The sequence below is a fragment of the Sphingomonas sp. AC449 genome (assembly GCF_979253475.1).
In genome coordinates this window covers 177,064-191,569 of the sequence record NZ_CEEDCZ010000004.1, presented here as the reverse complement: position 1 = coordinate 191,569, position 14,506 = coordinate 177,064, and the positions used below count along the sequence as shown (strand labels likewise).

At 67.3% G+C, this 14,506-nt stretch carries 10 protein-coding genes; 5 read left to right on the top strand and 5 right to left on the bottom strand.

The features are described 5' to 3' along the window. The first annotated feature begins 115 nt into the window (after window positions 1-115). Together AC0CH3_RS09555 and AC0CH3_RS09550 are read left to right on the top strand one after the other, a co-directional pair. Window positions 116-1,357: an N-acetylmuramoyl-L-alanine amidase gene (locus AC0CH3_RS09555; RefSeq protein WP_465237804.1), complete on the top strand. Its 1,242-nt coding sequence runs from the start codon at window positions 116-118 to the stop codon at window positions 1,355-1,357. 99 nt (window positions 1,358-1,456) lie between these two features. Continuing rightward, the gene (locus AC0CH3_RS09550; protein ID WP_465237803.1) at window positions 1,457-3,439 is read left to right on the top strand and encodes an OPT family oligopeptide transporter; all 1,983 of its coding nucleotides are present in this window, start codon (window positions 1,457-1,459) and stop codon (window positions 3,437-3,439) included. A gap of 47 nt (window positions 3,440-3,486) precedes the next feature. On the opposite strand, the gene AC0CH3_RS09545 is transcribed toward AC0CH3_RS09550, so the two are convergent. From AC0CH3_RS09545 to queF, 3 genes are all read right to left on the bottom strand, one after another. Beyond that, a complete protein-coding gene (locus tag AC0CH3_RS09545) occupies window positions 3,487-4,770 on the bottom strand; it encodes a glycoside hydrolase family 130 protein (RefSeq protein ID WP_056019959.1) in 1,284 nt (427 codons plus the stop codon). A 53-nt stretch (window positions 4,771-4,823) separates the two neighbouring features. Beyond that, window positions 4,824-7,094 (bottom strand): glycosyltransferase family 4 protein, encoded by a 2,271-nt coding sequence (locus AC0CH3_RS09540; protein ID WP_354303362.1) that lies wholly within the window; start codon window positions 7,092-7,094, stop codon window positions 4,824-4,826. 172 nt (window positions 7,095-7,266) lie between these two features. Continuing rightward, complete coding sequence (gene queF / locus AC0CH3_RS09535) at window positions 7,267-7,725, bottom strand: preQ(1) synthase (protein ID WP_037527914.1); 459 nt, start codon at window positions 7,723-7,725, stop codon at window positions 7,267-7,269. 20 nt (window positions 7,726-7,745) lie between these two features. Here queF and AC0CH3_RS09530 point away from each other — a divergent pair, with 20 nt between their 5' ends. Further along, window positions 7,746-9,293: a cryptochrome/photolyase family protein gene (locus AC0CH3_RS09530; RefSeq protein WP_354303360.1), complete on the top strand. Its 1,548-nt coding sequence runs from the start codon at window positions 7,746-7,748 to the stop codon at window positions 9,291-9,293. Between the two features lie 320 nt (window positions 9,294-9,613). Next, a complete protein-coding gene (locus tag AC0CH3_RS09525; protein WP_354303358.1) occupies window positions 9,614-10,774 on the top strand; it encodes an alpha-hydroxy-acid oxidizing protein in 1,161 nt (386 codons plus the stop codon). On the opposite strand, the gene AC0CH3_RS09520 is transcribed toward AC0CH3_RS09525, so the two are convergent. After that, on the bottom strand, window positions 10,771-11,271 hold the full coding sequence (locus AC0CH3_RS09520; protein ID WP_354303356.1) for a DNA-deoxyinosine glycosylase: 501 nt from the start codon (window positions 11,269-11,271) through the stop codon (window positions 10,771-10,773). The genes AC0CH3_RS09525 and AC0CH3_RS09520 overlap by 4 nt on opposite strands. Before the next feature lie 57 nt (window positions 11,272-11,328). Between AC0CH3_RS09520 and AC0CH3_RS09515 the strand changes: the two genes are divergently transcribed. Next, entirely contained in the window at window positions 11,329-13,380 is a 2,052-nt protein-coding gene (locus tag AC0CH3_RS09515; RefSeq protein WP_354303354.1) for a S9 family peptidase, read from the top strand. 158 nt (window positions 13,381-13,538) lie between these two features. Here AC0CH3_RS09515 and AC0CH3_RS09510 read toward each other — a convergent pair whose 3' ends face one another. Then, window positions 13,539-14,474, bottom strand: a complete 936-nt coding sequence (locus tag AC0CH3_RS09510; RefSeq protein WP_465237802.1) for a DUF808 domain-containing protein — start codon at window positions 14,472-14,474, stop codon at window positions 13,539-13,541. Between the last annotated feature and the right edge of the window lie 32 nt (window positions 14,475-14,506).

The window sequence follows — 14,506 nt, the reverse complement described above, 5'->3', positions numbered from 1 at the left end:
AATTGCCGGTAAATCGCGGCAAACGGCAGGTTAACCCTACCCCGCAACACCCTTTTGCGGCGGCGTGGTCTAGAGGGAGCGGCGTGATCGAATGTACCGATCGAAAGGGTGTGGCATGGCTTTTCGCTGGACCGGCGGCGCGGTCGCACGGCATGGACGCAGGATGGTCGCGGTCCTCGCCCTGATGCTCGGTTGGCTGTCCGGCGTTCCCGCGCTCGCGGCGACGGTGCAGAGCGTCGCGATCGGCAGCGCGCGGATCGTCATCCGCTTCGACGCGCCGGTCGACCGGGCGGCCAGCGAGATCCTCACCGGACGGCAGCAGATCGCGGTCGATATTGCGGGCGTGACGCCCGGCGCACAGGTCAGGGCGGGGGGCGTCGTGACCCGCGTCACGCAGCGCCGGCATGGTGCGGCGGGTCTGCGGATGCTGTTCGACCTGTCCGAGCCGGTGATCGTCGTCGATGGCGGCTTCGACTCGGATGGTCGCGGACTGACGCTGGCATTGCGCCGCGTCGATGCGAGCGGATTCGCGCAGGCCGGGGTCGCCGGCCCGATCACCTTCTTTCCGCTGAGCTTCGTCGGGCGACCGGCACCGCGCTACAAGGTGTCGATCCCCGTGCCCGCGCGCGCGCGCGGCGTGGCGCTGCCGCGCGTCGAGGGGGACGATTCGCGACCGCTGGTGGTGATCGATGCGGGGCATGGCGGCGTCGATCCGGGCGCGATCGGCCCCGACGGACTGCGCGAGAAGGACGTGACGCTGAAGGTTGCCAAGACAATCCGCGATGCGTTGCTCGCCTCGGGCCGCGTGCGCGTCGCGCTCACGCGGAGCGACGACCGGTTCCTCATACTGCGCGAGCGGTACGGCGTGGCGCGCCGGTTGAAGGGCGACCTGTTCATCTCGATCCACTGCGACAGCACGGGATCCGAAGGCGCGACGGGCGCAACCGCGTACACGCTGTCCGAGGTCGCGTCCGACAAGGAGGCCGCGCGGCTTGCGGCACGCGAGAACAAGGCGGACGTGATCTCCGGGGTGAATCTGGGGGAGGCGCCGGCGGACGTGTCGTCGATCCTGATCGACCTGACGCAGCGCGAGACGATGAACGCGTCGGCGACGTTCGCGCGACTGCTGGGGCGCGAGGCGAAACCGCTGATGCCGCTCAAGGCCAATTTCCACCGGATGGCGTCGCTGATGGTGCTGAAGGCGCCCGACATGCCCTCGATCCTGTTCGAGACGGGGTATATCTCGAACCCGCAGGATGCAGCGTTCCTCGATAGCGCCGAGGGGCGGGAGCGGATCGCGCAGAGCGTGACGCGCGCGGTCGAGGTGCATTTCGCGCGGCGGATGGCAAACCGGTAGGGTTTCGGAGAGGGCCGCTCGCCCTTGTGGCGGGGGTTGCGGTTTCCCTCCGCCCCACATCATGGCACAAGTCGCCCAAATTGCTCTGGGGCTTACGACATGACCGACGCGACGCGCAGCAGCGCACCCCCGACGACCCCGACGACCCCGACGACAATGCGCGAGCTGACCTTCCGCGGGGTGGTGCTCGGCGCGATCATCACGCTGCTGTTCACCGCGGCGAACGTGTATCTGGGGCTCAAGATCGGGCTGACCTTCGCGACGTCGATCCCCGCCGCGGTGATCTCGATGGCGGTGCTGCGGCTGTTCAAGGATTCGACGATCCTCGAGAACAACATCGTCCAGACGATCGCGTCCGCCGCGGGAACGCTGGCGGCGATCATCTTCGTGCTGCCCGGGCTCGTCATGATCGGCTGGTGGCAGGGCTTTCCGTTCTTCACCACCGCGGCGATCACGATGTTCGGCGGCGTGCTGGGCGTGCTGTTCTCGGTCCCGCTGCGCCGCGCGCTCGTCGTCGACACGGTGCTGCCCTATCCCGAAGGCCGTGCGGCCGCGGAGGTGCTCAAGGTCGGCGCCGGCAGTCGCGAGGGCGGTGCGGAGAGCGCACGCGGGCTTGGCATCATCGTCGTCAATGCGCTCGTGTCGGCGGGGTTCGCGATCCTGACGCAGACCAAGCTCGTCGCCGCGGAGGCCGCGACCTGGTTCCGCGTCGGCGCGGGTGCGACGGGGATCTCGGGCGGGCTGTCGTTCGCGTTGCTGGGCGCCGGGCATCTGGTCGGGATCTCGGTCGGGATGGCGATGTTCGCCGGCGTGGTGATCGGCTGGTGGATCCTGCTGCCGATCCTCACCGCGGGCGGGAGCGTGACGGGCACCGCGGAGGTGATCGCCACGACCGTGTTTCGCTCGGACGTGCGGTTCTTCGGCGCGGGCGTGATCGGCGTCGCGGCGATCTGGACGCTGCTCACGATCGCGGGGCCGGTGGTCGGGGGTGTCCGCTCCGCGCTTGCCGCCTCGGCGTCGCGACGCGGCGGTGCGGTGCTCGCGCTCGAGGACCGCGACATTCCGATCGGGTTCGTCGGCGCTGCGTCGCTCGCGATGCTGGTGCCGATCGGCATCCTGCTCTGGACGGTGCTCGAGGGCGGACCGCTCGAGGCGTCGGCGATCGGGCTGATCGCGGGCAGCCTCGTGTTCATCCTCGTCATCGGCCTCGTGATCGCGGCGGTCTGCGGCTATATGGCCGGGCTGATTGGTGCGTCCAACTCGCCCGTATCGGGGATCGGGATCCTCGCCATCCTCGCGGCGTCGATCCTGCTCGTCGCGTGGTTCGGCCGCGCGGTCGAGCCCGGGACGACGCAGGCGCTGGTCGCCTATGGCCTGATCGTGACGGGCGTGGTGTTCGGCATCGCGACAATCTCGAACGACAATCTCCAGGACCTCAAGACCGGGCAGCTGGTCGGTGCGACGCCGTGGAAACAGCAGGTCGCGTTGCTGATCGGCGTGGTGTTCGGGTCGGTCGTCGTGCCGCCGGTGCTCAACCTGCTCGGCAGCACGCTGGGCTTCGCAGGCGCGCCGGGGGCAGGGCCCAATGCGCTCGCCGCACCGCAGGCGGCGCTGATCTCGGCACTCGCGAAGGGCGTGCTGGGCGGCAATCTCAACTGGGCGATGATCGGCTATGGCGCGATCACCGGTGTCGCTGTGATCGCGCTCGACGAATTGCTGGGCAAGGCGGGCAAGCTGCGGTTGCCGCCGCTTGGCGTCGGGCTGGGCGTGTATCTGCCGATGGCGGTGACGCTGCCGGTCACGATCGGTGCGGTGGTGGGGTTTGCCTATGACCGCTGGGCAGACCGCGCGCGCGACCCCGAACTCGCGAAGCGGATGGGCGTGCTGACCGCCACGGGGATGATCGTCGGGGAATCGCTGTGGGGCGTCGGCTTTGCCGGGATCGTGTACATGACCAACGAGGAAACGCCGCTGGCGCTCGTCGGCGACGGGTTTGCACCGATCGCGCTCGTTGGCGGAACGCTGCTGTTCGCAGTGCTGACCGGGATATTATACCGCCGCACCAGGGCGGCGTCGCGCTGAGGCGGGACGGCGGCGGGTAGAACACGCCGCCGCCGCCGCCGCCTCGGTCACCGCATCGCGGCGAGCATGTCGGTGATCTTGACGAACGCGAAGCCGATCGAGCTGTCGGCGATGCCATAGGGCAGGAACAGCGTGTCGCCGTGGCGCAGCGCACCGCAGCTGTAGACGACGTTGGGGACATAGCCCTCGCGGTCCTGATCCTTAGCAGCGAGGATCGGCTGTTCGGTCCGGCCGATCACCTTCGACGGATCGTCCTTGTCGAGCAGCACCGCGCCGATCGAATATTTGCGCATCGCGCCGACGCCGTGCGTCAGCAGCAGCCAACCCTCGTCGAGCTCGATCGGCGGACCGCAATTGCCGATCTGCACCAGCTCCCACGGGTAGAGCGGGGTCAGGATCTTCTCGCCGTCGTCCCAGTCGGTCAGCGTGTCCGACTTGAGCAGGAACAGGTTCTCGCCGTCCTGTCGGCCGATCATCATATACTGGCCGTTCACCTTGCGCGGGAACAGCGCCATGCCCTTGTTGCGCGCGGCAGGGCCGGTCATCGGCACCAGATCGAACGCGCGGAAATCGCGCGTGCGCATCAGCTCGGACTGGATGACCGAGCCGTTATACGCGGTGTAGGTGCCGATCCATTCATACTCGCCGTCGTCGTGCCTGAACCGGACGATGCGCAGATCCTCGAGCCCCTTCGACTGTGCCTGCGTGATCGGGAAGATCACGGTGCCGCTCAGCGTGCTGTCGCGGTGGCGATAGACGGTGACGGGGCCCTGCGGCATCTCGTCCTCGCCACTGCCGACCGCGTCGGTGGCGGTCGCGAAGGGCGGCTCGGGGGCGAGCTTCATCTGGTTTTCGCAGGTGATGATGCCCTCGCGGAACGCGACCGAGGAGATGTGTCCCTCGCCCACGGCGCGCATCGACATCAAGATGCGCAACGAGCCCGGCGGCATCCCCGACTGGTCGAAATGCGGCACAGCGCTGGGGTTCATCAGCGCGGCGGCGGCATAGCTGTATTCGTGACAGAAATAGGCGCCGATCAGCTGGCGCTTCTCGTCGCCGATGTCGGCACCGTTGAGCCCGAGCATGTCCTCGATCTCGTCGTAGCGCGTCATGAACACGCGCCGCGTCTGCCAGTGCCGGGCTTCGAAATCCTTGAGCACGACCTCGAGCTGGGTCCGTGCTTCCGCGCTCGTCATTTCGAGCACCTCGCCGACCAGCCGCTCGGTGCGGCTGGGGGCGCCGGCATTGCCCGCCCAGGCGATGTGGAACGGCCGGACGACGACCCGCGACGGGTCCGCGTGCAGCCGCAGCTGGTGGGTAAACAGGTCCATCGTGCTAATGCCTCGCGCGCCGTTCCGACCTAGGGACGTCGACGCTAGCGAGGCTATGCGACGACGCGCGAGGTCCCTGCCACGCTTTGGACTGCGTTTGATACCCCCGAAATCGCACAATTGGCCAATTGAAGCGCCAAAATCGACTCCGCGCCCTGATTCCGGTTCAATCCGGTCGGCATCAAACCGTCGAAGCACCCGCCATCGGCGACGCTCGCAAGCGGCAGATTGAGGTCGTTGCCGCCGAGGAACCAGCGATAGGCCCGCTCGGCCTCGTCGCGCCAGCGCTGATCGCCGGTCGCCTCATACGCCGCGGTGCACGCGTCGACCGTCGCCTGTGCCTCGAGCGGCTGCTGGTCGAACTGCAACGGATCCTCATAGGACCGGCCAAAGCTCTCGGTGCCGACGGCGCGGAAGCGGCCTTCGGGCGAGGTTTGCTTGGCGACGATCCAGTCGAGCGTCGCCAGACCGCAGTCGATCAGGTCCTGACGCCCGAGCGCCTGGCCCGCACGGATCAGCGCCTGCGGCAGACGGGCATTGTCATAGGCGAGGACGATCTCGAACCACTGCCATTCCGGACGGCGCGCCTTTTCCAGCAGTGCCAGATGGATGTCCGGGAATTTCGCGAGGATCGACAGCGACAGCTGGTGCCCGGGGCTGGCCTCGAGCATCGCGGCGGCGCCAAGCATCGCGAACGCCTGCGCCCGCAGGCTGCCGAGGTCGAGCGCGCATGATGCGGTCGAATCGTACATCGCGGTCGCCCAGTCACGATGCTTGGCAAGCTGCGCATCGCGCGCGGTGATGCCCAGCGCCCATACGGTACGACCGTTCGAATCCTCGGACCCGACATCCTCGCACCAGCTGCGGTCGAAGCGCATGAAGTTGCGGAACCGACGCTCGTCCGGGTTCCACGCATATTGCACGAACGACGCGTAGATCGTCGTCCACTTGTCGCGCAGGATCGGATCCATGTCGGGGATCGCGCTCATCAGCATCAGCGCGCGGCAATTGTCGTCGATGCAATAGCCGTGGCGACGATCGGGGATCGAATAGATCGAGTGCTGGAGCATCCCGGTCGAATCGCTCATCCGCTCGACCGCCGCGAAATCAGGCTTGAGCGGCTTCAACGGTGCCGATGGCTTGGCGAGGCGAAAAGGGCGTGCCGCGACCACCGCGCGGATCTCCGCCATCGACGTCTCGGCGAGCTGCGGCCAAATCATCGTACGACCGCGCGCATAGGCACGCTGCGACAGGCGAAGGCGATCGCGATCGCTCGAGAGCAGCGTATCGATCTCACGCGCGAATGCAGCGACGTCGCCAAACGGAACGAGCACGCCGTGGCCGTCCGCGAGGATCTCCGTCGCATGGACATAGGGTGTCGAGATGACGGGCTTGCCGACGCCGACCGCGTAGCTGAGCGTACCCGACGTGATCTGCGCGGGATTGGTATAGGGCGTCACATAGATGTCCGCCGCCTGCAGATAACCGAGCAATTCGTCATGCTCGACAAACGCGTCGACGAAGGTGACGTTGCCGGCGACGCCGCGCGCCTCGGCCAGCGCCTTGAGGCGATCGCGATAGGCCTCGCCCTGATGCGCGACGAGGTTCGGATGCGTCGCGCCGAGCACGACATAGAGCAGGTTCGGATGACGCTCGATGACCGCGGGCAGAGCCTCGATCACCGTCTCGATACCCTTGTTGGGCGCGAGCAGGCCGAAGGTCAGGACGACCTTGCGGCCTTCCCAGCCGAACTGCGGCTTGAGCGAGTCGGGGTCGACGAGTTCGCGATCGGGAACGCCGTGCGGGATCATGACGATCTGGCGCGGGCTGGCGCCATAGACGCGCTGCAGGATGTCGCGACCGCGTTCGGCCATCACGATGACGCGTGCGGCGCGGCGCAGCAGGCCTTCCATCACGCGGCGTTCGTCGGGATTGGGCTTTTCGAGGATGGTGTGCAGCGCGACGACGACGGGCAGCGTCGTGCGATCGAGCAGCGCGAGCAGGTAATCGCCCGCCGGGCCGCCATAGATGCCGTATTCATGCTGGACCCAGATCGCATCCGCGCCGCTGGCGTCGATCTTGCGTGCGGTCTCGAGATAGGCCGACAGGTCGGTCTCGGGGATCGTCCCCGACACTTCGGGGGGATAGGCGTACCGGCCGGGATGATCGTCCATCGCATAGACATCGACCGCGACGTCGGGAAAACGCGCGCGCATCGCGGTGAAGACGTCCGTCGTATAGGTCGCGATCCCGCACTGCCTCGGTAAAAAATTACCGATCAATGCCAGCCGCGTGATCTTGGTCCCGTCCGCCGGTAACGCCATACCCTGTCCCTTGTCTGTGCACGCATTTCGACCGAACCCGGTCGTGCGCACATCCCTAACACGCGACCGCACGCGAAAGTTGCAATCTTATTGCACTGCAACACAAACTTACGCGCTGATCGGGATCAATATCCGGGAATTACAAGGCGAGACGTTTCCGGTTGTCAGCCGCTCAGCCGCGGCCGCGGTATGGCGCGACGCCCTGATCGGGAAGCCAGAGATCGGCGGGGGGCGCCGAAGACTGCCAGAAGACGTCGATCGGGATTCCGCCGCGCGGATACCAATAGCCGCCGATCCGCAGCCACACCGGCTTCATCTCGTCGAACAGCCGCTCGCCGATGCCGACGGTGCAATCCTCGTGGAACCCGGCATGGTTGCGAAAGCTGCCGAGGAACAGCTTGAGCGACTTGGATTCGACGATCGTCTCGCCGGGAACATAGTCGATGACGAGATGCGCGAAGTCGGGCTGGCCGGTGACCGGGCAGAGCGAGGTGAATTCGGGCACCGCGAACCGCACCAGATAGGTCCGGCCGACGCGCGGGTTGGGCACGTAATCGAGCACGGCCTCTTCGGGCGAGGCGGGGAGGGCGCTGTTCTGGCCCAGATATAACGGGTTTGTAGGAGCGGTCATGGTTCGCCATGTAGGACGCGATGCCCGCCAAGAAAACCACGCTCGTGCCGATCCTCGGCGACCAGCTTTCGCTGCAGATCGCGTCGCTCAACGGGGCTGACCCAGCGACGACGATCGTGCTGATGATGGAGGTCGCCGACGAGACGACCTATGTCCGCCACCATCGCCGCAAGATCGCCTATATCCTGTCGGCGATGCGGCATCATGCGCAGGCGCTGCGCGATGCCGGGTGGACCGTCGATTACGTCGCGCTCGACGATCCGGAGTCGACGGACAGCTTCACCGGCGAAGTCGCGCGCGCGATCGCGCGGCACGATCCAGCGCGGATCGTCGTGACCGAGGCGGGCGAATGGCGCGTTGCAGCAATGCTCGACGCCTGGGAAACGCTGTTCGGCTTGCCGGTCGAGATCCGCGCCGACGACCGTTTCCTCGCCAGCCATGCCGAGTTCGAGGCGTGGGCCGAGGGGCGCAAGCAGTTGCGGATGGAGTATTTCTACCGCGAGATGCGCCGCCGCACCGGGCTGTTGATGGACGGCGAGAAGCCCGAGGGGGGCGAGTGGAATTACGATGCGGACAATCGCAAGCCGGCCAAGGCCGACCTGCTGATGCCGCGCCCGCTGTCCTTTGCCCCCGATGCGATCACGACCGAGGTGCTCGCGATGGTCGCGGCGCGGTTCGGCGAGCATCCCGGCAGCCTCGACGACTTCGATTTCGCGACGACGCGCGACGATGCGCTGCAGCAGCAGCGGCATTTCCTGACGCATGCGTTGCCGCGTTTCGGGGATTATCAGGACGCGATGCTGACCGACCAGCCGTTCCTGTGGCACGCGGTGCTGTCGCCCTATATCAATTCGGGGTTGCTCGATCCGGTCGAGCTGTGTCGCGCGGTCGAGGCGGAATATGCCGCCGGGCGCGTCCCGCTCAACTGCGCCGAGGGGTTCATCCGGCAGATCATCGGCTGGCGCGAATATATGCGCGGCATCTACTGGCGCGAGGGGCCGGAGTATGTCGAGCGCAACTTCCTCGATGCGACGCGCGACCTGCCGGACTTCTACTGGACCGGCGAGACCGACATGCACTGCCTGTCGCAGGCGATCGGGCAGACGCTCGACCATGCCTATGCGCATCATATCCAGCGGCTGATGGTGACGGGCAATTTCGCGCTGCTGATCGGTGCGGACCCCAAGCAGGTGCATGAATGGTATCTGGAGGTCTATGCCGACGCGTATGAATGGGTCGAGCTGCCCAATACGCTGGGGATGAGCCAGTTCGCCGATGGCGGGTTGCTGGGGTCGAAGCCCTATGCGGCGTCGGGCGCGTATATCAACCGGATGTCCGATTATTGCGGGCACTGCCGTTATGACGTGAAGCAGCGCGTCGGCCCCGACGCCTGCCCGTTCAACGCGCTCTACTGGGATTTCCTGGTGCGCAACGCGGACAAGCTCGACCGCAATCCGCGACTGGCGATGCCGTATCGCAACTGGGCGAAGATGAAGCCGGCGGACCGGGACGCGACGCTGGCGCAGGCGGCGGGGTTCCTCGCGCGGCTCGATGGGGAGGGGGAGTGAGGTCCTAGCCTTCGTCATCCTGACGAAAGTCAGGATCCAGGGTTACGGGCGTCGTGCTTTGCGGCTCTGGATCCTGACTTTTGTCAGAAAGACGGAGGGGGGCTTGTGCCGCGCCGTCATGCCTTCGTCATCCTGACGAAGGTCAGGATCCAGGGTTACGGGCGTCGTGCTTTGTGGCTCCGGGTCCTGACTTTCATCAGGATGACGCGAGGGACGGGCAGCGCTGACTTTCGGCCGGGGCGCGGTATAGGGTTGCGGACGGAGCTAGGGCTGGCGGTCGACCGGCCTCGCTTTGCGAGAGGCCTGGAAGGAACAGCGCGATGCCGCATTACGGCGATTACCAGAACGCGATCTACAACGCTGGCCTGAGCGGCGTGGTGCCGAAATTGCCGGTCGATTATGCGACGCTCGAACAGCGTGCGAGCGCGGCGATGCCGCCATCGGTGCTGGGCTATGTCCAGGGCGGCTGCGGCGACGAATTCACGCAACGCAACAATGCCGACGCATTCCAGCACTGGGGCATGACGCCGCGGATGATGGTCGATTGCAGCAAGCGCGACCTGTCGATCGAGCTGTTCGGGATGCGGCTGCCGAGCCCGGTGTTCATGGCGCCGGTCGGGGTGATCGGTATCTGCACGCAGGACGGGCACGGCGATCTCGCTGCCGCGTGCGCCTCGGCCGAGACGGGCGTGCCGCTGATGGCGTCGACGCTGTCGAACGATCCGCTCGAGCACGTGGCGGGGGCGCTGGGCGAGACGCCGGGGTTCTTCCAGCTCTACACGCCCAAGGACAAGGCGCTCGCCGAGAGCCTGGTCCGCCGCGCCGAGGCGGCGGGGTATAAGGGGATCGTCGTCACGCTCGACACCTGGGTGACGGGATGGCGGCCGCGCGACCTGAACGTCGCGAACTTCCCGCAGCTGCGCGGCGCGGTGCTGATGAACTATTTCTCCGATCCCGTCTTCCGCGCGATGCTCGCCAAGCCGCCCGAGGAGGATGGCGCGGCGGCGGTGCGGCAATGGGCGGGCGTGTTCGGCAAGGTGCTGACCTGGGACGACATGGCGTGGCTGCGCTCGCTGACGACGCTGCCGCTGATCCTGAAGGGGATCTGCCATCCCGACGATGCGCGGCGCGCGATCGATGCGGGAGCAGATGCGATCTATTGTTCGAACCATGGCGGGCGGCAGGCCAATGGCGGGATCGCGGCGATCGACATGCTGCCGGACGTGGTCGCGGCGGCGGGCGAGGTGCCCGTGCTGTTCGATTCAGGGATCCGGTCGGGCAGCGACGTGGTGAAGGCGATCGCGCTCGGCGCGCGCGCGGTCGGCGTCGGGCGGCCCTATGCGTATGGCCTCGCGCTCGATGGGGCGGCGGGGGCGGCGCATGTGCTGCGCTGTCTGCTGGCCGAGGCCGATCTGCTGATGGCGGTGAATGGCTGGCCGACGATCGCCGATGTGCGTGCGGCAGGCGCGGTGCGGATCTAGCGAGGCACGGCGAGGAAGGGGGCGAGCGCGTCCCAGGCGGGCTGCTTGGCGGCGCGGCCGATCGTGTGGAGCGGGCTGCTCGACGGCAGCGCGACGATCTGCGGGCCGAGCGTTGCGAGCCCCTGTCTGAGGCCGAGCTTCAACGCGGTGACACCGTTGAACGCGATCGCGCGGAGGTCGGGCAGGCGCGCGACGAGGTCGGCGACCGCATTGTCCTGCGCATCGAGGATCGCGGCGTCGGTGCTGCCGATGCGGTGCGCCGACCCGATCACGTCCCACAGCGCCACGCGCGCATCGCGCAGCGCGACCAGCCGCTCGTCATAGGCCAGCGCGACGAGGTCGCGCGCGACGACCCCCGACATCAGCGCCCAGAACTGGTTCTGCGGATGCGCATAATAGCGCGCTTCGGCGAGCGAGCGGTCGCCGGGCAGGCTGCCGAGGACGAGCAGCCGCGCATCGGCGGCGGCCACGGGCGGGAAGGAGGATTTGCGCGACATCGTGCGCGACGACGTGGCGATTGCGTGCGATCGTGCAAGCATTCTATGCAGACGCGCATGAAGATCCTGCTGTCCGCAAGCCTCGCCGTGCTCGCTCTTGCAAGCGCCCCCGCCACCGCCCGCCAGCTCACCATCGACGATGTCGTCAAGCTGTCGCGCGTGTCCTCGCCCGCCGTGTCGAAGGACGGTCGCTGGCTGGTCTGGGAACAGCGCGAGACCGATCTTGCCGCCGATCTCGGCCGGTTCGACCTGTGGCGGCTCGACTTGACCCGCAAGGGGGCCAGGCCCGAGCCGCTGATCGCCGAGGCCGATGTGAACGAGACCGGCGCGCAGTTCTCCGCCGATGGCGCGACCGTCTATTACCAGTCGGACAAGGGCGGCGGCGACGCGGTCTGGTCGATCGGGATCGCCGGCGGCACGCCGCGCAAGCTGACGAACTTCGCGGGCGGCTTTGGCGGGTTCAAGGTCGCGCCGACCGGCGACAAGCTGGTCGTGTGGGCGGATCGCAAGCCCGGCGCGCCGAGCCTTGCGCCCGCGATGGTCAAGACGGACCCGAATGCCGGGGCGGGGCGGACCTATGACCAGCTGTTTGTGCGGCACTGGGACACATGGTCGAACGGCGACCGGTCGCAGCTGTTCGTGCTGCCGCTGACGGCTGCGGGCGCAGTCGGCGACGGCGTCGCGGTGACGGGCGCGCTGATCGGCGATGCGCCGTCGAAGCCGTTCGGCGGCGGCGAGGAAGTGTCGTGGAGCGCGGATGGCAGGATGCTGTATTTCGCGCTGCGCGAGGCAGGGCGGATCGAGGCGACTTCGACCAATCTCGACATCTTTTCGGTACCGGCCGACGGCTCCGCGGCGCCGGTGAATCTGACGGCGGCGAATACCGGCATGGACAACCTGCCGACGGTGTCGCCCGATGGCCGGACGCTCGCCTGGTTCGCGATGGCGCGCGCCGGGTTCGAGGCGGATCGCCAAGTGCTGATGACGCGCGATCTGGCGAGCGGGCAGGTGCGTGCGGTGACGCAAGCCTGGGATCGGTCGGTCGCGTCGATCGCGTGGAGCCCCGACAGCAAGCGGATCTATGTCACCGCGGACGACACGCAGGAGACGCCGGTGTTCGCGGTCGACCCTGCGACGGGCGCGGTGACGCGGCTGACGCAGGAGGGGCATGTCGGCGCGGTCGTGCCGACGCCGAGGGGCGTGGTCGTCGCGATCAGCAGCCTGATCGCACCCGACGATTTCTACGCGCTGGCGGTGAAGGGCAAGCGGATGCCGAAGCCCGAGCGGCTGACGTCGGTCAACGCAGCCAAGCTCGCGGGCATCGACATGCCGAGCGTCACGCGGTTCAATTTCAAGGGCGCGAACGACGACACCGTCTGGGGCTATGCGGTGAAGCCGTACGGCAGCACGGGTAAGGTCCCGGTCGCCTATATGGTGCATGGCGGGCCGCAGGGGTCGAGCAACAACAGCTGGTCCTATCGCTGGAACCCGGCGGTGTTCGCGGGCGCGGGCTACGGGCTGGTCGCGGTCGATTTCCACGGATCGACGGGGTACGGCCAGGCCTTCACCGACGCGATCAGCAACAATTGGGGCGGTTGGCCGCTCGAGGACCTGCAAAAGGGGCTGGCGGCGGCGACCGCGAAGTTCGGCTGGCTCGATGGTGACCGGGCGTGCGCGCTCGGCGCGTCATACGGCGGCTATATGATGAACTGGATCGAGGGGAAGTGGCCCGACCGGTTCAAGTGCATCGTCCAGCATGACGGCGTCTTCGATGCGCGCGCGATGGCGTACGAGACCGAAGAGCTGTGGTTCGACGAGTGGGAGCATGGCGGCAAGACCTATTACGAGGACCCCGCCGCGTTCGAGAAATGGAACCCGGTGAACTACGTCGCCAACTGGAAGACGCCGATGCTGGTGATCACCGGCGAGAAGGATTTCCGGATCCCGTATACGCAGGGTCTGGCGAGCTTCACCGCGCTGCAGCGGCGCGGGATTGCGTCGCGGTTGCTGGTGAACCCGAACGAGAATCACTGGGTGCTGAAGCCGAAGAACAGCCTGCAATGGTATGGTGAGGTGATCGGCTGGATGGACAAGTGGACCGGGAAATAGGGCGGCTCACGGGTTGCCGGGGGCTGTTCCCCCTACGCCGTCATCCTGACGAAGGTCAGGATCCAGGGTAACGGACGCTGACGTTCCTGGCTCTGGATCCTGACTTTCGTCAGGATGACGGAAGGGGGCGGCCGCGCGCCGCCGCGCCGCCCTGCCGCTCAGTGCGCCTTGGGCTTCTTCACCGCGTGGAGGCCGAGCGCGATCGCGCCGCCGAGGATCAGGCCGACCACGCCCGACAGCGCGGCGTTGACCACCCAGTTCACCACGCCCTTGGCGACCGGCACCGCGGCGGCGGCGCCCGCGGCGGCGTCGTGAATGAAGTGCGGGATCGTCGTCAGCCCGAAATCCTCGATCCCGTGGACGATGATCTGCCCGCCGACCCAGACCATCGCCGCGGTGCCGACCACCGACAGCACCGACATGACGACCGGCATGCCCTTGACGAGCCCGCGGCCGATCGACTGCACGACCGCGCCGTTCCGCTCGGCCAGGTGCAGCCCGATATCGTCCATCTTCACGATCAGCGCGACGACGCCGTAGACGAGGATCGTGATCGCGACGCCGACCAGCGCGAGGACGATCGCCTGTTCCCAGATCGGTTCGGCGGCGACGTCCGACAGCGCGATCACCATGATTTCGGCCGACAGGATGAAGTCGGTGCGGATCGCGCCCGAGACCTTTTGCTCCTCCAGCGCCTTCGCGTCGGTCGGCGCGGCCTCCTCCGCCTCGGCATGCCCGCCGCCGAACGCCTCGAGGATCTTCTCCGCGCCCTCGAAGCACAGATAGGTGCCGCCGATCATGAGCAGCGGGGTCAGCGCCCAGGGCGCGAACGCGCTGAGCGCGAGCGCGGCAGGGAGGATGAAGAGCAGCTTGTTGCGGAACGAGCCAAGCGCGATCTTGCCGATCATCGGCAATTCGCGCTTGGGCGAGAACCCGACCATGTAGCGCGGCGTGACCGCGGCATCGTCGACCACCACGCCGATCGCCTTGCTGCCCGCCTTGCCGGTCGCGGCACCGATATCGTCGAGACTCGCCGCGGCGAGCTTGGTGATCCCGGCAATGTCGTCGAGCAGTGCGAGCAGTCCTGTGGGCATCGATGGAGTCCTTCGCGTGATCGGTATGAGGC

Excerpts from the sequence above, each read along its gene's own strand:
- AC0CH3_RS09555 (WP_465237804.1), top strand. The coding sequence starts at position 116 with ATGGCTTTTCGCTGGACCGGCGGCGCGGTCGCACGGCATGGACGCAGG.
- AC0CH3_RS09550 (WP_465237803.1), top strand. The coding sequence starts at position 1,457 with ATGACCGACGCGACGCGCAGCAGCGCACCCCCGACGACCCCGACGACC.
- AC0CH3_RS09545 (WP_056019959.1), bottom strand. The coding sequence starts at position 4,770 with ATGGACCTGTTTACCCACCAGCTGCGGCTGCACGCGGACCCGTCGCGG.
- AC0CH3_RS09540 (WP_354303362.1), bottom strand. The coding sequence starts at position 7,094 with ATGGCGTTACCGGCGGACGGGACCAAGATCACGCGGCTGGCATTGATC.
- queF (WP_037527914.1), bottom strand. The coding sequence starts at position 7,725 with ATGACCGCTCCTACAAACCCGTTATATCTGGGCCAGAACAGCGCCCTC.
- AC0CH3_RS09530 (WP_354303360.1), top strand. The coding sequence starts at position 7,746 with ATGCCCGCCAAGAAAACCACGCTCGTGCCGATCCTCGGCGACCAGCTT.
- AC0CH3_RS09525 (WP_354303358.1), top strand. The coding sequence starts at position 9,614 with ATGCCGCATTACGGCGATTACCAGAACGCGATCTACAACGCTGGCCTG.
- AC0CH3_RS09520 (WP_354303356.1), bottom strand. The coding sequence starts at position 11,271 with ATGTCGCGCAAATCCTCCTTCCCGCCCGTGGCCGCCGCCGATGCGCGG.
- AC0CH3_RS09515 (WP_354303354.1), top strand. The coding sequence starts at position 11,329 with ATGAAGATCCTGCTGTCCGCAAGCCTCGCCGTGCTCGCTCTTGCAAGC.
- AC0CH3_RS09510 (WP_465237802.1), bottom strand. The coding sequence starts at position 14,474 with ATGCCCACAGGACTGCTCGCACTGCTCGACGACATTGCCGGGATCACC.